Origin of the sequence: Streptomyces sp. NPDC007863 (assembly GCF_040633895.1) — a bacterium.
Lineage (GTDB): Bacteria > Actinomycetota > Actinomycetes > Streptomycetales > Streptomycetaceae > Streptomyces.
In genome coordinates this window covers 333,238-350,494 of record NZ_JBEYEI010000003.1, presented here as the reverse complement: position 1 = coordinate 350,494, position 17,257 = coordinate 333,238, and the positions used below count along the sequence as shown (strand labels likewise).

Genomic DNA, 17,257 nt, shown 5'->3' with positions numbered 1-17,257 from the left:
AGAGGGCGGGCGCCGTCGTCGTACGAGCGTGGAGAACGGTCAGGTCACCGTCAGATGGAGGACGTCCTCCAGGAACGGGATCCGGAGCCAGGGCCTCGGCTGCACCATGAGCGCGAGCAGCACGATGAGCGAGCCCATCACCCCGTACGTGATCATGTCGGTGAAGCGCGAGCGGACCGCGAGCATGCCCACCGAGGGCAGCAGGCGGCGGAGCACCGCGCCGAGCAGCAGCGCGACGCCCACCAGCATCGTCCCGACCCGGAAGGACTGCCAGAAGGGGTCCGTCCCCACCACGAGCAGTCCGAGCGCCGCCGTCCCCAGGACGAGGAGCAGCGGCCACTGACGGGCCGGCGCCGGGGCGTCGCCGGCCGCCGCCCGGCCGCCGCCCTCGGGGCGGGCCGTGTCGGTGGTGACCGTCGGCGGCCGGCGCGAGCCCCGCACCCTGCGGACCTTCGACACCCGGCCGCGCGGCAGCTCCCGCGGACCGTCAGGGCTCCCGGGGGCGGCCGGGCTCCCCGAGGTCATCTCAGAGCGCCGCGGCCGCGCGCTCCGCGGCCTCGACGACGTTCACGAGCAGCTGCGCGCGGGTCATCGGGCCCACGCCGCCGGGGTTCGGGGAGATCCAGCCGGCCACCTCGGAGACGTCCGGGTGGACGTCTCCGAGGATCTTGCCCTCGGCGTTGCGCGAGACGCCGACGTCGAGGACGGCCGCGCCGGGCTTCACGTCCTCCGGCTTGATCAGGTGCGGCACGCCGGCGGCGGCCACGATGATGTCGGCGTTCCGCAGGTGCGCCGAGAGGTCGCGGGTGCCGGTGTGGCACTGGGTCACGGTGGCGTTCTCGGAGCGGCGGGTCAGGATGAGCGGCATCGGGCGGCCGATGGTCACGCCGCGGCCGACGACGACGACCTCGGCGCCGTTGATCTCCACGCCGTGGGCGCGGAGCAGGGTGACGATGCCGTTCGGCGTGCAGGGCAGCGGGGCGGGCTCGTTGAGCACCAGCCGGCCGAGGTTGGTCGGGTGCAGGCCGTCGGCGTCCTTCGCCGGGTCCATCAGCTCCAGGACGCGGTTCTCGTCGATGCCCTTCGGCAGCGGCAGCTGGACGATGTAACCGGTGCACGCCGGGTCCTCGTTGAGCTCCCGGACGACCGCCTCGATCTCCTCCTGCGTGGCGGACGCGGGGAGTTCGCGCTGGATGGAGGCGATGCCGACCTGCGCGCAGTCGCGGTGCTTGCCGGCCACGTACTTCTGGCTGGCCGGGTCGTCGCCGACCAGGACGGTACCGAGACCGGGCGTCACGCCCTTCTCCTTGAGGGCCGCCACGCGGACGGCGAGTTCGGACTTGATCGCGGCCGCGGTGGCCTTGCCATCGAGAATCTGGGCGCTCATGGGGACATCCTCCCGGATGACCCCCGCCGAGTTCCAATTCGGTCCCGCCCGGCTCCCGCCAGGGGTTCCCGGGGGAGCCCGGCGGGCCGGAACGAAGAGTTGCACTTGCACAACTCCGGTGCGTATCGACTGGACAACACGTCGGAGCTACGGAGACGATGACCAGCGCAGTGCCGCGGAAAGTGCCGGGGGGAGTCCGCTCACAGGCCGTGAAAGTTCCTCCGCGCGGGCCGCGTCGTCCCCGCACGAGAACATTCACGGAGGAATGCCCCGATGAGCTTCGGCGAACCGAACAACCCCTACGGCCAGCCGCCGCAGGGCCAGCAGCCGGGCTACGGCTACCCGCAGGCCCCCCAGGGCGTCCCGCAGCAGGGCAACTACGGCGGCTACCCGCCCGCCCCGCCCGCCTCCCCGTACGGCGCGTACCCGGGCGGCCCGGGCATGGTGCCGCAGACCATGCCGGGCCTGCTGACGACGGCGCGCGTCTTCCTGTACCTGATCTCGGCGGTGCAGATCATCGGCGGCCTGATCTGGCTGTACATCGGGGCCGTCGCGAGCGACGCCTCGGACCTGTCGTCCACCTACGGCGAGGACAACCCGTTCGAGTCGCTCGCCTCCGCCGCCGCCGGCGTCCTGATCATCGTCGGGCTGATCTTCCTCGGCCTCGCCGCGCTGTCGATCACCCTCGGCGTGAAGTTCGGCAACGGCGGTCAGGGCATCCGGATCACGACCATCGTGTACGGCGCGCTCGGCACCGTCGTCGGCGCCCTGTACCTCTTCGCCGCCCTCGACACCGGCCTCGCCTCGGCGATGATCTTCCCGCTGATCTGGGTGGTGTTCGCGGTGATCATCACGATCGCCCCCGCCGTCTCCAGCGGCTCCGCCTGGTTCTCCCGCCCGCGCTACTGATCCGCGCGGTACGCCGAAGGGCCCGGCTCCTCGACAGGAGCCGGGCCCTTCGGCGTACCCGCTACTTCTTCTTCAGCACCGCGAAGCCGTCCGAGCGGTGGACGATCTCGTACGCCGCCTCCGGGTGCAACTGCGAAGCCGTCACGGCCGGGTCCGAGGTCTGGCCGGACCAGCCGCGCAGGTCGAGCGCGAGGTAGTCGGGGGTGGCGCCCTTCGCGGTGCCCACCCAGTAGACGGTGTGGCCGGCCGTGAGGTGCGCGAGGAGCGGGACGTCCGCCTCCACGGAGGCGCCCTCGGGGACCGCCGCGACGGCCGCGCGGGCCTGCTCGGCGCGGACGTCGGCGGCGTACGTCTCCGGCTTCAGCAGCTCCCGCAGCGGCAGGTTCGCGGCGAGGGCGAGCGCGACGGCCGTGGCGGCGGCGACGGCGACCTTGCCGTACGCGGCGAGCCAGGGGCGCGACGAGGTGCGCACCGCGCGGACCGCGTCGACCAGGGCCAGGAAGACGACCGGCATCAGGACGGCGCTGTAGTGCCAGTGCATGCCCCAGTGGTTGGCGTCCTGGGAGACGAACCGCCAGCCGAGGGTGGGCAGGGCGATCAGCACCAGCGGGGAGCGCAGCGCGAGGAAACCGGTGATCGCGAGGAGGTAGAGGACCATCTCCCAGCGCTCGCCGGAGGTCAGCGCGTCCGTGACGATCTGGACGAGGGAGGTCTCCGCGCCGCCGCCGGTCTTCTCGATCTTGGCCCAGTAGTCGTACTGGCCGAGCTTGCTGGCGGTCGGGATGAGGACGAGCACGGTCAGCGCGAAGAAGGCGGTGCCGAAGGCGGCGAGGGCCGCGCCGAGCTTCCGCTGCCCCTTGAGGGCGAGGACGACGCCGACCATGGCGACGGTCAGCCCCATGTCCTCCTTGACGAGGACGAGCGGCGCCGACCAGGCGACTGCGGCGGTCCAGCGGCCGAGGAGCAGCGCCCGGCAGGTGAGGGCGAGCAGCGGGACGGCGAAGGCGATCTCGTGGAAGTCGGACTTCACCGCCTCCTGGAGGCCCCAGGAGAGGCCGTAGGCGACGGTGAGGGCGATGCCGGTGGCGCGGCTGCCGAGGATCTGCTGGGCGGTGCGGCCGACGATCACGGCGGAGCCGGCGAAGAGCGCGGCCTGCGCGAAGAGCAGCGAGACCGGCGAGGGCCAGAGCCAGTAGAGCGGGGCGAGGAGCGCCGTCACGGGGCTGAAGTGGTCGCCGAGTATGGGGAAGCCGGGCCCCTTGATGTCGGCGACGGGGACCCTGAACTCGGCGTAGGAGCGGACGGCCTGCCCGAAGATGCCGAGGTCCCAGGAGGGGGTGCGGAAGTGGTCGTACTGCACCCAGGAGTAGAGGAAGTACGCGGTGGTGAGGAGGACGGCGACGAGCGCGTACGGGAGGTACGGGACGGGTGCCGGGTCCTGGCCGTCGGCGGGCCGCTCGTCGGCGGGGTCCGCAGCGGGCTTGCTCAGTACGTCCAACACCACGTCTCCACTACTGCCGGTCGGCCCGGGGCCTGACCATTAGACCAGAGACGGGCTCCGGGACCCCCTGACGAGGAAGGTCCCGGAGCCCGTGCCCCGTCAGTGGAAGAAGTGGCGGGTGCCGGTGAAGTACATCGTCACGCCGGCCTTCTTCGCGGCCTCGACGACGAGCTCGTCGCGCATCGAGCCGCCGGGCTGGACGACCGCCTTGACGCCGGCCGCGGTGAGGATCTCCAGGCCGTCGGGGAAGGGGAAGAAGGCGTCGGAGGCCGCGTACGCACCGCGGGCGCGCTCCTCGCCGGCCCGCTCGACGGCGAGCTTGGCGGAGTCGACGCGGTTGACCTGGCCCATGCCGACGCCGACGGAGGCGCCGTCCTTGGCGAGGAGGATCGCGTTGGACTTGACCGCGCGGCAGGCCTTCCAGGCGAAGGCGAGCTCGGCGAGCTCGGCCTCGGAGAGGGCGTCGCCGGTGGCCAGGGTCCAGTTCGCCGGGTCGTCGCCCTCGGCCTGGAGGCGGTCGGTGACCTGGAGGAGGGCGCCGCCGTCGACGGGCTTGACCTCGACCGGGTTGCTGGGGGCGCCCTCGGCGCGCAGCACGCGGATGTTCTTCTTCTTGGCGAGGACCTCGACGGCGCCGTCCTCGTACGCCGGGGCGACGATGACCTCGGTGAAGATCTCGGCGACCTGCTCGGCCATCTCCACGGAGACCGGGCGGTTGACGGCGATGACGCCGCCGAAGGCGGACAGCGGGTCGCAGGCGTGGGCCTTGCGGTGGGCCTCGGCGACGTCGGCGCCGACCGCGATGCCGCACGGGTTGGCGTGCTTGATGATCGCGACGCAGGGCTCGGCGTGGTCGTACGCGGCCCGGCGCGCGGCGTCGGTGTCCGTGTAGTTGTTGTACGACATCTCCTTGCCGTGCAGCTGCTCGGCCTCGGCGAGGCCGCCCGTGCCGTCGACGTAGAGCGCGGCGCCCTGGTGCGGGTTCTCGCCGTAGCGCAGGACGTTCTTGCGCGCGTAGGTGGCGCCCAGGAAGTCGGGGAAGCCCGAGTCGTCGGCGGCGGCGTAGTCGTCGGCGAACCAGGAGGCGACGGCCACGTCGTACGCGGCGGTGTGCTGGAAGGCCTCGCCGGCGAGCCGCTTGCGGGCGGTCAGGTCGAAGCCGCCGGCCTGGACGGCGGCGAGCACGTCCGCGTACCGGTCGGGGCTGGTGACGATGGCGACCGACGGGTGGTTCTTGGCGGCGGCGCGGACCATCGACGGGCCGCCGATGTCGATCTGCTCGACGCACTCGTCCGGGGTGGCGCCGGAGGCGACGGTCTCGCGGAACGGGTAGAGGTTCACGACGACCAGGTCGAAGGGCTCCACGCCGAGCTCGGCGAGCTGCTCGCGGTGCGACTCCAGGCGCAGGTCGGCGAGGATGCCGGCGTGCACGCGCGGGTGCAGCGTCTTGACGCGGCCGTCCAGGCACTCGGGGAAGCCGGTGAGCTCCTCGACCTTGGTGACCGGGACGCCGGCGGCGGCGATCTTCCCGGCGGTGGAGCCGGTGGAGACGAGCTCGACACCGGCCTCGTGCAGACCGCGCGCCAGCTCCTCCAGACCGGTCTTGTCGTAGACGCTGACCAGCGCGCGGCGGATGGGCTTAACGGTGTCCGTGTTCACCGATCTGAACCTTTCGTCCCTCAATGCGGTAGCCGTGCCGGGCGAGACGCCCCACGACGTCGACGAGCAGCGAGCGCTCGACTTCCTTGATGCGCTCGTGCAGAGCGGCTTCATCGTCCGACTCCCGGACCTCGACCGCGCCCTGGGCGATGATCGGGCCGGTGTCGACGCCGTCGTCGACGAAGTGGACGGTGCACCCGGTGACCTTCACGCCGTGGGCGAGCGCGTCACGCACCCCGTGGGCACCGGGAAAACTGGGGAGGAGCGCCGGGTGGGTGTTGACGACCCGGCCGCCGAAGCGGGCGAGGAACTCCTTGCCGAGGATCTTCATGAACCCGGCCGAGACGACGAGGTCCGGTGCGTACGCGGCGGTGGCCTGGGCCAGGGCGCGGTCCCACTCCTCGCGGCTCGCGTGGTCCTTCACCCGGCACACGAAGGTGGGGATCCCGGCCCGCTCGGCCCGCTCCAGACCGGCGATGGCCTCGCGGTCGGCGCCGACGGCGACGATCTCCGCGCCGTAGCCCTCGGGGTCGGCGGCGATGCCGTCGAGCAGGGCCTGGAGGTTGGTACCGGACCCGGAGACCAGGACGACAAGGCGGGCGGCAGCCACAGGGTCACTCTTTCCGTGGTGTTTGTGCGGTCCTACGAACGAATCGTGCCCGTCTATACGGGGAACCCTACGAATGGCTCGACCGTCAGCAACGATACCGGCACACCGGACGGCCCCCACGGGACGGGGGCGGAGCAGGGGGGTAGCGTCAGGGTCCGACGCCGGTCACGCCGCCCGGTGCGAAGCGGTCACGACGACAGAGGGAAGACGTCCAGCAGATGCCGGATCGCCAGTCCACGAACGACAACAACCCGTTCGCCCCGCCGCCCGAGGGCACTCCCGACCAGCCGTGGCAGCCGCGCCGGCCGGACGGTTCCGCAGGCTCCGGCGGCCCGGACGGATCGGGCGCTTCGGGCGGCGCCGACGGCTCGGACGGCGACGACGCGGGCTCCTCGTCGCCCGTGACGGGCGGCGCCGACGGGCGCTGGAGCCCGCGCCAGCCGGGCCGGTCCTCGGCCGGCTTCGGGCGCGGCCCGGAGCGCGGGGCCGACCGCCAGGGCGGTCAGGGCGGCTCCGGACCCGAGCGGCCCGGACTGCGCTGGGACCCCACGGACCCGGCGCAGCGGCGCGCGCGGTACGCGGTCCTCGGCGGCATGTGGGCCTTCTTCTTCGCGATCTTCGACATCCCGGAGCTGGCCCTGCTGCTCGGCGCGCTCTCGCTGTACTGGGCGGTCAGCTCGCTGCGCGCCAAGCCGAAGGCGGCGACGGAGACCGCGGCGCGGGTGTCGCCGGAATCACAGGACGCGTCCCAGCCCTCGGGACAGCCGTCCGCGGCGCCGGGCACCCCGAACGCGGCCCGCTCGATGCGGACGGCGGCGATCAGCGGCCTGGTGGCCTCGTCCGTGGCCCTGCTGATCGTGGGCTTCGGCTTCACGATGCAGCTGGTCTACAAGGACTTCTACGAGTGCCGGGACGACGCCCTCACCCACGCGGGCGCGGTCGCCTGCAACGACCTGCTGCCCAAGCCGCTGCGGGACGGGTTCGGGGTGCGCGACTAGCCAGGCGCCCGGCCTCCGGCTCCTCCCCCTCCGGTCACTCCGCCCCGGTCGTCCCCGACGGCCGGGGCGGTTCCACGTGCGGGGGCAGTCCGGTGGGCGGGGGCAGTTCCGTGTGGAGGGGCGTCTCCCAGGAGGCGGGGAAGTAGTCGTACGGGACGTAGCCCTCGTCCTCCTCGTCGGCGTCCTCGTGGGGGAAGCCGGGGGCGGGCGCGGGCGCGGTGACGGCCGCCAGGGCCGGTTCCGATGCCGCGGCCTTGGCCTCCTTGGCCGACTTGGCCTGCTTGGCCGGCTTCGAGGCCTTCGGCGGCTTCGGTTCCTTCGGCTGCTTCGGGCGGGGTACCCGGCGGCCCCAGGCCCGTACCGTCAGCGCCGTCGGCAGGCCGACGGCGACGCCCCACAGCACCGCCGCCGCGCCCGCCTGCCACCACACCGGGCCGAAGGCGAGCAGCCGGCCCGAGCCCAGCGGGCCGCCGGCCGCGCCCGCGAGGACGGCGACCGCCGCCCCGGACGCCCAGGCCGCGCCCAGCGCCGCGAGGGCCGTCTCCCGGGTGGGGCCGGTGCCGGTGGAACGGCCCACCGAGCGGCCGAGGGCCACCGCCGCGAGCAGCGGCACGGCCGCCGCCGCCCACTGCGGCCAGCCGCCGGGCCCCTGCGGCGGCAGCGCCGCCAGGAGCGGGAAGGGCGGCACCGCGGGGTCGCCGACGAGGCCGAGCGGGGTCGCGAGCGCGCCCGTGCCGAGGGCGAAGCCGGGGCCGAGCCCGTACGCGGCGGCCCACACGGCGGCGTTCGGCAGCAGCGCGAGGAGGAGCAGCGCCAGCGCCACCCGTCCGGACCACTCCCCCGCGATTCCCTCGTACGAGGCCCGCGCCGCGCCCGCGCGCCAGACCAGCGCGGTCCCGGCGAGGACCGCGCCGCCCGCGAGCAGCGTCACCAGTCCGGTGGCCGCCCCGCGCAGCGCCGCGGCGGTCTCCTCCCGGCCCGGCAGGGGCCGCCCCAGTGCCGTCCAGACGCCCGCGCCGGTCGCGCCGAGGACGACACCGGGCAGCCACAGGCCGGCGGTGACGAGGTCGGCGGGGAGCGGGCCGCTCGCGCTGTAGACCACGATCACGGCCGCGACCAGCAGATATCCCCCGGACACCGCGCCGAGCGCGCCGGCCGGCGAAGGCCTCGGACGGTTCTCGTCGGCGGGGTCGAGGGTGGACCGGGCGGTCCGGTAGAGCAGCCAGACCGGCAGCACGGACGGCAGCAGCGGCACGATGCCCAGCGGCGCGGGGAGTCCGCCGAGGGTGTCGGTGCGGATCAGGTCCACGCCGTGGGCGAGCAGCCAGAGCCCGGCGGCGAGGTGGAGGGCGCCGCCGGCGCCGCTGTCGGGGAAGGGCGAGCTGATCCAGGCCACGATCACCAGGACCGCGAGCGCGCCGACGCCGAGTCCGGCGGCGACCCCGCCGCGGACGCAGGCGGTGGCGAACGCGGCGGAACGCCCGCCCTGGACCAGGGAGTGCTCGGTCAGGTGGGTCACGGGGGCCATGCTGCCAACGACACGCGCTTTCGCGGCGTAACAGGCAAACATCCGTTGTGTCGCTCAAGATACGTTTATGTACTTTTCCGCCCAGAGGTGCTCTGCGGGAGGTCGACACCGATGAGCCAGACGAGCCGGGGCGGCGACACCGCGCCCCCCTCCACCGCCACCGCGCTGCCGACACCGAAGGAGCGGCGCCGGCTGCGCGAGGCGCTCTCCCTGAGCGAGGAGCAGGTCGCCGAGGCGATGGGCGTCACGAAGGCCACCGTCAAGGCCTGGGAGACCGGCCGCTCCGCCCCGCGCGGCCGCAAGCGCGAGGCGTACGCGAAGCTGCTCGACGGCGCGCCGGACACCGTTCCGGACGCCGTCGCGGACGCCGTTCGGGACGCCGTCGCGGAGACCGCTTCGGACACCGCTTCGGACACCGTTTCGAAGGAGACCCCGGGTCCCGCCGCCGGGAAACCGGCTCCCGCGCCCACTCCCCCGCCCGCCAACGTGCGGCCCAAGGCCGCCGTCAAACGGGCCGCCAAGCCCCCGAAGTCCCCCTCCCGGCCCGAGCAGCGCAAGAAACCGGAGCAGGTACAACCGCCGGAGGAGCCCGTCGCGCCCGTGCCCGGGCTCACGCCCGAGGAGGCGTTCGACGCGCTGTACGGGTACGCGGCCCCCGGCCTCGTCCACCAGGCGTATCTGCTGACCGGGCGCCGGCAGCTCTCCCGGGAGGCCGTCGAGCACGCCTTCCGGCACGCCTGGGAGCACTGGCCCGAGGTGGCCACGGACGCCGACCCGGTCGGCTGGGTGCGGGCGGCGGCGTACGAGTACGCCCTCTCGCCCTGGCACCGGCTGCGCCGCGCCCACCGGCATCCCGACGCCCCGCCGACCGAGGCCGGGCGGCGGGCGCTGCTCGGCGCGCTGCTCGATCTGCCGGCGCCGTACCGCCGTACCGTCCTGCTCTACGACGGGCTCGGGCTCGATCTGCCCGAGACGGCCGCCGAGACGGAGGCGAGCACCCCGGCCGCCGCGAACCGGCTGCTGTACGCGCACGCCGAGATCGGCCGGCGGGTGCCCGAACTGGCCGAGCCCGAGGCGCTCCAGCGGCGGCTCGCCGCGCTGGTCGCGGAGGCCCCGACGGCGACGCTGCCGGGGGCCCGCTCGGTCCGCGGCGGCAGCGAGCGGCGGACCCGGCGGTTGACCCGGACGGTGGTCGGGGCGACGGCGGTCCTGGTGTGCGTCACCGCCCTGACGGCGGCGACGGCGCCGACCCGCTACATCCCGGACGTCGCGCCGGGCCAGACCGTCAACGGCGTGCCGGTGCGCGGCGGGCCGCAGAAGCTCGGCCAGGAGGACGTGGAGCTGCGCGACCGGCTGCGCTCCGAGCCGAATCCGGGTCCCGAGCGGCTGATCCCGACCGCCGAGTAGCCGGCGGACTCCCCCCGGGTACGCGCGTGGGCCCCGCCCTTCCGGTCTCCCGGAGGGACGGGGCCCACGCGCTTACGGCCTGTGCGGTGCCGTTCCTCAGCCCGCGAGGATGGCGCGCGCCAGCTTGGCGGTCTCGGTGGGGGTCTTGCCGACCTTCACACCGGCGGCCTCCAGGGCCTCCTTCTTCGCCGCGGCGGTGCCGGAGGAGCCGGAGACGATGGCGCCGGCGTGGCCCATGGTCTTGCCCTCGGGGGCGGTGAAGCCCGCGACGTAGCCGACGACCGGCTTGGTGACGTTGGCCTTGATGAAGTCGGCCGCACGCTCCTCGGCGTCGCCGCCGATCTCGCCGATCATGACGATCAGGTCGGTGTCGGGGTCCGCCTCGAAGGCCGCGAGGGCGTCGATGTGCGTGGTGCCGATGACCGGGTCGCCACCGATGCCGACGGCGGACGAGAAGCCGATGTCACGGAGCTCGTACATCATCTGGTACGTCAGCGTGCCGGACTTCGAGACCAGGCCGATGCGGCCCGGCTTGGTGATGTCGCCCGGGATGATGCCGGCGTTGGACTGGCCCGGGGTGATGAGACCGGGGCAGTTCGGGCCGATGAGGCGGGTCTTGTTGCCCTTCTCCACGGCGTACGCGTAGAACGCGGCGGAGTCGTGGACGGCGATGCCCTCGGTGATGACGACGGCGAGGGGGATCTCGGCGTCGATCGCCTCGACGACGGCGGCCTTGGCGAAGGCCGGCGGCACGAAGAGGACCGAGACGTTGGCGCCGGTCTCCTTCATGGCCTCGGCGACGGAGCCGAAGACGGGGACCTCGGTGCCGTCGAAGTCGACCTTGGTGCCGGCCTTGCGCGGGTTCACGCCGCCGACGATGTTGGTGCCGTCACCCAGCATGAGCTTGGTGTGCTTCATGCCCGTGGCACCGGTCATGCCCTGGACGATGACCTTGCTGTCCTTGTTGAGGAAGATAGCCATGGCTGTTCTGTCCCTCTTCCCTTACTTCGCGGCCGCGAGCTCGGCGGCCTTGTCGGCCGCGCCGTCCATGGTGTCCACACGCTGCACGAGCGGGTGGTTGGCGTCCGACAGGATCTTGCGACCCAGCTCCGCGTTGTTGCCGTCGAGACGGACGACGAGCGGCTTGTTGACCTCTTCGCCCTTCGAGGCGAGGAGCTCCAGGGCCTGCACGATGCCGTTGGCGACCTCGTCACAGGCGGTGATGCCGCCGAAGACGTTGACGAACACGGACTTGACGTCCGCGTCGCCGAGGATGATCTCCAGGCCGTTCGCCATGACCTCGGCGGAGGCGCCGCCGCCGATGTCGAGGAAGTTGGCCGGCTTCACGCCGCCGTGGTTCTCACCGGCGTACGCGACGACGTCCAGGGTCGACATGACCAGACCGGCGCCGTTGCCGATGATGCCGACCTCGCCGTCCAGCTTGACGTAGTTGAGGCCCTTGGCCTTGGCGGCGGCCTCCAGCGGGTTGGCCGCGGCCTTGTCCTCCAGGGCCTCGTGCTCCGGCTGGCGGAAGTCGGCGTTCTCGTCGAGCGAGACCTTGCCGTCGAGGGCCAGGATGCGGCCGTCCTTGGTCTTGACCAGCGGGTTGACCTCGACGAGGAGGGCGTCCTCGGCGACGAAGGTGTCCCACAGGGTGACCAGGACCTCGGCGACGCCCTCGGCGACCTCGGCCGGGAACTTCGCCTGGGCGACGATCTCGCGGGCCTTCTCCAGCGTGACGCCGTCGTTGGCGTTGACCGGGACCTTCGCGAGGGCCTCGGGGGTCTTCTCCGCGACCTCCTCGATGTCCATGCCGCCCTGCACCGAGGCCATGGCCAGGAAGGTGCGGTTGGTGCGGTCGAGGAGGTACGAGACGTAGTACTCGGCCTCGATCTCCGGGGACAGCTCGGCGATCATCACCTTGTGGACCGTGTGGCCCTTGATGTCCATGCCCAGGATGTCCGTCGCGCGGGCGACGGCCTCGTCCGGGGTGGCGGCGAGCTTGACGCCGCCGGCCTTGCCGCGGCCGCCGACCTTCACCTGGGCCTTGACGACCGACTTGCCGCCAAGACGCTCGGTGGCCTCGCGCGCCGCCTCAGGCGTGTCGATGACTTCACCGGCCAGCACCGGTACACCGTGCTTGGCGAAGAGGTCCCTCGCCTGGTACTCGAACAGGTCCACGCGCGTCCCTTTTCTAGATGATCGCGGTTCGTTGTCTGCGTGGGCGTGCCGCGAAGGGCAACGTGACTGCGCTGTCACTAGGGAGGCGTACACGGTGTCCGTGGACGCGGCATGTCCGTCCCGCAGGTTATCCCCGTGGGCCGTTGGTCCCTAAATCGCAGATCACAACCCAGCGGTGATACGGGTCACAGAACGTAGGGGCGAACGGGCTGTCCGTGGGCATCGAGGGGCCCCCACCCGGTCCTCATCGGGCAGGCGGGGGGCGGGGTTTGCCCCCCTCACGCCACGCCGGTCCGCCGGGTGAGGGCCACCTGGCCGCTGATGTGATATGGGCCTCAGTGGGGCCCGGCGCGCCCGTCCGGGTGGCCGGGCGGCGACGGAATCCGCACGGGACCGGGCTCAGACGGTGTCGGGTATCGGCAGCGGCCGCTTCTCCAGGGCGGCGGCCATCACCTCCGGGAACAGATCGGGCGTACAGGCGAAGGCGGGGGCGCCGAGGGCGGCGAGCGCGGCGGCGTGCTCCCGGTCGTAGGCGGGCGCGCCCTCGTCGGAGAGCGCGAGCAGGGCGACGAACTGCACCCCGGACGCCTTCATCGCCGCGACCCGCTTCAGCATCTCGTCGCGGATGCCGCCCTCGTAGAGGTCGCTGACGAGGACGACGACGGTGTCGGCGGGGCGGGTGATCCGCGACTGGCAGTAGGCGAGCGCGCGGTTGATGTCGGTGCCGCCGCCGAGCCGGGTGCCGAAGAGGACGTCGACGGGGTCGTCGAGCGCGTCGGTGAGGTCCACGACGGAGGTGTCGAAGACGACGAGCCGGGTGGCGACGGCCCGGAGCGAGGCGAGGACGGCGCCGAAGACGGAGGCGTACACGACGGAGGCGGCCATCGAGCCCGACTGGTCGACGCAGAGCACGATCTCCTTGCGGACCGCCCGGGAGGTGCGGCCGTGGCCGATCAGCCGCTCGGGGACGACCGTGCGGTGCTCGGGGAGGTAGTGCTTGAGGTTGGCCCGCAGGGTGCGGTCCCAGTCGATGTCCCGGTGGCGGGGGCGGCTGATCCGGGCCGAGCGGTCGAGGGCGCCGGTGACGGTCGCCCGGGTGCGCGCCGAGAGCCGGGCCTCCAGGTCGTCGACGACTCTGCGGACGACGGCCCGTGCGGTCTCCCGGGTGGTCTCCGGCAGCGCCTTGTTCAGCGACAGCAGGGTGCCGACGAGGTGGACGTCGGGCTCGACGGCCTCCAGCATCTCCGGCTCCAGGAGGAGCGTGGCGAGCCCGAGCCGCTCGATGGCGTCCCGCTGCATGACCTGCACGACGGAGGCGGGGAAGTAGCCGCGGATGTCGCCGAGCCAGCGGGCGACGGAGGGCGCGGAGCCGCCGAGCCCGCCCCTGCGCTCCCCGCCGTCCCCGGTGTCGTAGAGGGCGGCGAGCGCGGCGTCCATGCCGGCGTCGGCGCCGGTCGGGGCGCGGCCCGGCATGCCGGCGCCGCCGCCCAGGACGAGCCGCCAGCGGCGCAGCCGCTCGTCCGCCGTGGGGGTGCGGGTGCTCATGCGGGGACCTCCGTGCCGAGGACGAGGGCGAGCAGGGGGAGGACGCCGTCGGCCCGCTCCTCGTCGAGGGCGGCGGCGAAGCCGGGGACGAGGGCGGCGGAGCCGGGACCGGGGGCCTCGGGTCCCCGGGCGACGAGCTCGCCGAGGGTCCGCCGCACCCCCGGCTCGTACGCCCCGAAGGTGCGCCGCAGCAGCGGCAGCACGGCGGTGAACGCCTCGGCCGGTACGCCGGTGAGCCAGCCGTCCAGGAGGGCGAGGAGGCGCTCGTCGTGGACGAGCAGCAGCCCGCCGCCGGGGCCGCCGACGAAGCCGTCGATCCAGGCGGCGGCGTCGGCGGGCGGGGTGCCGGGCGAGAGGGCGAGGCCCATGAGCCGCGCCGTCCCGTCGTCACCGAGCCGCCCCTCGTCGAGGAGGATCCGCACGGCGCGGCCCCGGACGACGCCGGGCACCCGCTCCCCGTCGGCGAGCCGGCGCAGGGCGCCGGCCCAGCGGGAGGCGAGGGCGGCCGGGTCGTCGGCCGGCGCCGGGTCGGGCAGGAGGGCGATCGCGGTGTGGACGGCGTCCAGGCGCTCGCGCATGCGGTCGGCGGCGTCCGCGTCGAGCCCGGCGCAGGCGGGCGGGAGGCCGACGCGGATCCGCTCGGCCAGGCCGGTGGCGACGTCGGCGAGGGCGGCGGTGTCGGTGCCGCGCACGTCGCCGTAGCGCAGGGCGCGGGCGAGGGCCGGGAGGGCGTCGGCGAGGTGGGCCACGTCGGTGTCGAGGGCGGCCCGCTCGGCGAGGGCGCCGAGGACGGCGGGGAGGGCGTCGGTGAGGCCGCCGAGGAGGCAGCGCTCGGCGAGGCCGGTGATCTCGCCGAGGCCGGCCGCGGTGAGGGCCAGGGACTCGGCCCGGGCCGTGGCGGCCGCCTCGACGGTGGTGCCCCAGACACCGGCCTCGGCGACCCTGACGTGCAGTTCGGGCTGCCAGCGCAGCCGCCAGGACTCGCGGAAGGTGCCGGTGCCGGTGCGGCCGGCGGCGGGCAGGCCCCAGTCGACGCCGAGGAGCCGGAGCCGGTGGAGGAGGCGGCTGCGGGCGGCGTCGGTGTCGCCGCGCAGGTCGAGGTCGAGCTCGCGCTCCTCGGCCTCGGGTTTGAGGCGGAGGCTCCGGCGGAGCCGGTCGAGGTCGCGCTGGAGCGGGACGGCGGGCGCGGCGGCCGGGACCTCGCCGAGGGCGTCGCCGACGACGAGCCGGTCCCTGACGAGGGCGAGCGGCACGTCGGAGCCCTCGCAGAGGACGGCCCTGATGGCGTCGGTGGTCTCGGCGAGGCCGGGGCGCGGCCGGCCGCGCAGGGCGGCGAGGGTCTCGGCGAGGCGCACGGCCTCGATGACGTGGGCGGGGGAGACGGGGTGGTCGGCCTCCCTGAGGAGGCCCGCGACCTTGGTCATCCACCGCTCGACGGGCCGGTCGGGGGCGGCGAAGAGGTGGCCGTACCAGCCGGGGGACTCGATCCCGGCGCCGTATCCGGAGCGGCGGGCGAGCCGGCGGTGGGTCCAGGGGACCCAGGTCAGCTCGGCCTTCGCCTTGGGCAGGCCCTTGAGGAGGGCGCGGTCGGCGGTGACGGTGGTGCGGCGGGCGAGGGCGGGGACGTGCCAGGCGCCGCAGACGACGGCGACGGCGTCCCCGAACTCCTTGCGGGCGGCGCGCAGCTTCAGCCGCATGTGGGCCTCGCGGACCAGGTCGCGCGGCCGGCCGCCGTGCCCGTACCGCTCGCGCAGGGCGGTCATGGCCTCGGCGAGGGCCTCGAAGGGGACGAGGGGGTCGCTGTCGCCGCGGAGTTCGACGACGTCCTCCCACCACTGCTCGGGGTCCTCACGGCCGGCGGCCCGGGCGAGTGCGGCGAGGGGGTCGACGCGGGCGGAGCCGTCCGCCTCGTCCTCGCCGTCGCCCCAGGTGGGGTCGGCGGCGAGGGTGTGGGCGGCGGGCAGGTCGACGAAGCGGACGGGGACTCCGTGGCCGAGGGCCCAGCGCAGCGCGGTCCACTCGGGCGAGAAGGCCGCGAAGGGCCAGAAGGCGGCCCGGCCGGGGTCGTCGACGGCGTGGGCGAGGAGGGCGACGGGCGGCCGCATCTCCGGGTCGGCGGCGAGCGCGGCCAGCGCGTCGGCCTCGGCGGGGCCCTCGATCAGGACCGCGTCGGGCCGGGCCGCGTCCAGGGCGGCGGCCACCCCGCGCGCGGAGCCGGGCCCGTGGTGCCGGACCCCGAGCAGCAGCGGCCGGGCCGTCGCGCGCGCCCGGAGCTCCGCGGGCGCCGCGGCGAGGGCGGTCATGCGCTCACCTCGCGGCAGGCGCGGTAGAAGTCCTTCCAGCCGTCGCGCTCTCTCACCACCGTCTCCAGGTACTCCTGCCAGACGACCCGGTCGGCCGCCGGGTCGCGGACGACGGCGCCGAGGATGCCGGCGGCGACGTCCGAGGGGCGCAGCACGCCGTCCCCGAAGTGGGCGGCGAGCGCGAGGCCGCCGGTGACGACGGAGATGGCCTCGGCGGTGGAGAGGGTCCCCGAGGGGGACTTGAGCCTGGTGCGGCCGTCGGCGGTGACGCCGTCGCGCAGCTCGCGGAAGACGGTGACGACCCGCCGGATCTCCTCGACGCCCTCGGGCGGGGCGGGCAGTTCGAGGGAGCGGCCCAGCTGCTCGACCCGGCGGGCGACGATGTCCACCTCGTCCTCGGGGGTGGCGGGCAGCGGCAGCACGACGGTGTTGAAGCGGCGCCGGAGCGCGCTGGACAGCTCGTTGACGCCCCGGTCGCGGTCGTTGGCGGTGGCGATGAGGTTGAAGCCGGGGACGGCCTGGACCTCCTCGCCGAGTTCGGGGACGGGCAGGGTCTTCTCGGACAGGATCGTGATGAGCGTGTCCTGCACGTCGGCGGGGACGCGGGTCAGCTCCTCGACGCGGGCGGTCGCCCCGCGCTCCATGGCGCGCATGACGGGGCTGGGGACGAGCGCGGCGCGGCTGGGGCCCTCGGCGAGCAGCCGGGCGTAGTTCCAGCCGTACCGGATGGCTTCCTCGGGGGTGCCGGCGGTGCCCTGCACGAGGAGGGTGGAGTCGCCGCTGACGGCGGCGGCGAGGTGCTCGGAGACCCAGGTCTTGGCGGTGCCGGGGACACCGAGGAGGAGCAGCGCCCGGTCGGTGGCGAGCGTGGTGACGGCGACCTCGACGATGCGCCGGGGGCCGACGTACTTGGGTGTGATCACGGTGCCGTCGGGGAGCGTGCCGCCGAGGAGGTAGGTGGCGACGGCCCAGGGAGAGAGGCGCCAGCGGGCGGGCCGGGGGCGGTCGTCGGCGGCGGCGAGCGCGGCGAGCTCATGGGCGAAGGCGTGTTCGGCGTGGGGCCGCAGGGCCTCGGCGGGCCCCGGGCGGCCCGGGCCGGTGTCCGTCACGGCACCGGCGCCGGGCCGCTCGTCGGTGGTTGCGGGCACGGTCATGGATCCCCCTCCAGATCGTTCGACCTGCTGTGCGATCCACGGTGCACCACGCCACTGACAATCGGCTTGCGCCGC

General features: G+C 74.3%; 13 protein-coding genes and 1 pseudogene. 3 read left to right on the top strand and 11 right to left on the bottom strand.

Translation table 11 applies throughout. The annotated features are described in order from the left end of the window. Window positions 1-39: 39 nt before the first annotated feature. Both ABZ621_RS06760 and ABZ621_RS06755 read right to left on the bottom strand, forming a co-directional pair. Window positions 40-432 (bottom strand): annotated as a pseudogene (locus ABZ621_RS06760) (DUF3017 domain-containing protein); the annotation flags it as partial. A gap of 94 nt (window positions 433-526) precedes the next feature. Continuing rightward, window positions 527-1,387 (bottom strand): bifunctional methylenetetrahydrofolate dehydrogenase/methenyltetrahydrofolate cyclohydrolase, encoded by an 861-nt coding sequence (locus tag ABZ621_RS06755; RefSeq protein ID WP_360601392.1) that lies wholly within the window; start codon window positions 1,385-1,387, stop codon window positions 527-529. 273 nt (window positions 1,388-1,660) lie between these two features. Here ABZ621_RS06755 and ABZ621_RS06750 point away from each other — a divergent pair, with 273 nt between their 5' ends. Then, window positions 1,661-2,296: a hypothetical protein gene (locus ABZ621_RS06750; RefSeq protein ID WP_360601390.1), complete on the top strand. Its 636-nt coding sequence runs from the start codon at window positions 1,661-1,663 to the stop codon at window positions 2,294-2,296. A gap of 61 nt (window positions 2,297-2,357) precedes the next feature. Here ABZ621_RS06750 and ABZ621_RS06745 read toward each other — a convergent pair whose 3' ends face one another. From ABZ621_RS06745 to purN, 3 genes are all read right to left on the bottom strand, one after another. After that, complete coding sequence (locus tag ABZ621_RS06745) at window positions 2,358-3,794, bottom strand: DUF2079 domain-containing protein (RefSeq protein WP_360601603.1); 1,437 nt, start codon at window positions 3,792-3,794, stop codon at window positions 2,358-2,360. A 102-nt stretch (window positions 3,795-3,896) separates the two neighbouring features. After that, window positions 3,897-5,456, bottom strand: a complete 1,560-nt coding sequence (gene purH, locus ABZ621_RS06740) for a bifunctional phosphoribosylaminoimidazolecarboxamide formyltransferase/IMP cyclohydrolase (RefSeq protein ID WP_360601388.1) — start codon at window positions 5,454-5,456, stop codon at window positions 3,897-3,899. Further along, window positions 5,437-6,066, bottom strand: a complete 630-nt coding sequence (gene purN / locus ABZ621_RS06735; protein ID WP_360601386.1) for a phosphoribosylglycinamide formyltransferase — start codon at window positions 6,064-6,066, stop codon at window positions 5,437-5,439. Before purN ends, purH begins: the two co-directional genes overlap by 20 nt. Window positions 6,067-6,284: 218 nt before the next feature. Between purN and ABZ621_RS06730 the strand changes: the two genes are divergently transcribed. Then, window positions 6,285-7,064, top strand: coding sequence for a hypothetical protein (locus ABZ621_RS06730; protein WP_360601384.1), 780 nt, complete (start codon window positions 6,285-6,287; stop codon window positions 7,062-7,064). A gap of 34 nt (window positions 7,065-7,098) precedes the next feature. Here the strand turns inward: ABZ621_RS06730 and ABZ621_RS06725 are convergent, their stop codons facing one another. Further along, entirely contained in the window at window positions 7,099-8,583 is a 1,485-nt protein-coding gene (locus ABZ621_RS06725) for a DUF6350 family protein (RefSeq protein ID WP_360601382.1), read from the bottom strand. 120 nt (window positions 8,584-8,703) lie between these two features. On the opposite strand from ABZ621_RS06725, the gene ABZ621_RS06720 reads away from it, so the two are divergent. Continuing rightward, complete coding sequence (locus ABZ621_RS06720) at window positions 8,704-9,999, top strand: helix-turn-helix domain-containing protein (protein ID WP_360601380.1); 1,296 nt, start codon at window positions 8,704-8,706, stop codon at window positions 9,997-9,999. 96 nt (window positions 10,000-10,095) lie between these two features. Here the strand turns inward: ABZ621_RS06720 and sucD are convergent, their stop codons facing one another. From sucD to ABZ621_RS06695, 5 genes are all read right to left on the bottom strand, one after another. Then, a complete protein-coding gene (gene sucD, locus ABZ621_RS06715; RefSeq protein ID WP_360601378.1) occupies window positions 10,096-10,980 on the bottom strand; it encodes a succinate--CoA ligase subunit alpha in 885 nt (294 codons plus the stop codon). Window positions 10,981-11,001: 21 nt separating this feature from the next. Then, window positions 11,002-12,180 (bottom strand): ADP-forming succinate--CoA ligase subunit beta, encoded by a 1,179-nt coding sequence (gene sucC / locus ABZ621_RS06710; protein WP_360601376.1) that lies wholly within the window; start codon window positions 12,178-12,180, stop codon window positions 11,002-11,004. A gap of 399 nt (window positions 12,181-12,579) precedes the next feature. Next, window positions 12,580-13,725, bottom strand: a complete 1,146-nt coding sequence (locus ABZ621_RS06705) for a VWA domain-containing protein (protein WP_360601374.1) — start codon at window positions 13,723-13,725, stop codon at window positions 12,580-12,582. After that, a complete protein-coding gene (locus ABZ621_RS06700) occupies window positions 13,722-16,028 on the bottom strand; it encodes a DUF5682 family protein (RefSeq protein WP_360601372.1) in 2,307 nt (768 codons plus the stop codon). Before ABZ621_RS06700 ends, ABZ621_RS06705 begins: the two co-directional genes overlap by 4 nt. Further along, window positions 16,025-17,182, bottom strand: a complete 1,158-nt coding sequence (locus ABZ621_RS06695; protein WP_360601370.1) for an AAA family ATPase — start codon at window positions 17,180-17,182, stop codon at window positions 16,025-16,027. The genes ABZ621_RS06700 and ABZ621_RS06695 overlap by 4 nt, the downstream gene beginning before the upstream one ends. Window positions 17,183-17,257: the final 75 nt, after the last annotated feature.

Bases quoted from the DNA above. Each gene is read 5' to 3' on its own strand.
- ABZ621_RS06755 (WP_360601392.1), bottom strand. From the start codon at position 1,387: ATGAGCGCCCAGATTCTCGATGGCAAGGCCACCGCGGCCGCGATCAAG.
- ABZ621_RS06750 (WP_360601390.1), top strand. From the start codon at position 1,661: ATGAGCTTCGGCGAACCGAACAACCCCTACGGCCAGCCGCCGCAGGGC.
- ABZ621_RS06730 (WP_360601384.1), top strand. From the start codon at position 6,285: ATGCCGGATCGCCAGTCCACGAACGACAACAACCCGTTCGCCCCGCCG.
- ABZ621_RS06720 (WP_360601380.1), top strand. From the start codon at position 8,704: ATGAGCCAGACGAGCCGGGGCGGCGACACCGCGCCCCCCTCCACCGCC.
- sucD (WP_360601378.1), bottom strand. From the start codon at position 10,980: ATGGCTATCTTCCTCAACAAGGACAGCAAGGTCATCGTCCAGGGCATG.
- ABZ621_RS06705 (WP_360601374.1), bottom strand. From the start codon at position 13,725: ATGAGCACCCGCACCCCCACGGCGGACGAGCGGCTGCGCCGCTGGCGG.
- ABZ621_RS06700 (WP_360601372.1), bottom strand. From the start codon at position 16,028: ATGACCGCCCTCGCCGCGGCGCCCGCGGAGCTCCGGGCGCGCGCGACG.
- ABZ621_RS06695 (WP_360601370.1), bottom strand. From the start codon at position 17,182: ATGACCGTGCCCGCAACCACCGACGAGCGGCCCGGCGCCGGTGCCGTG.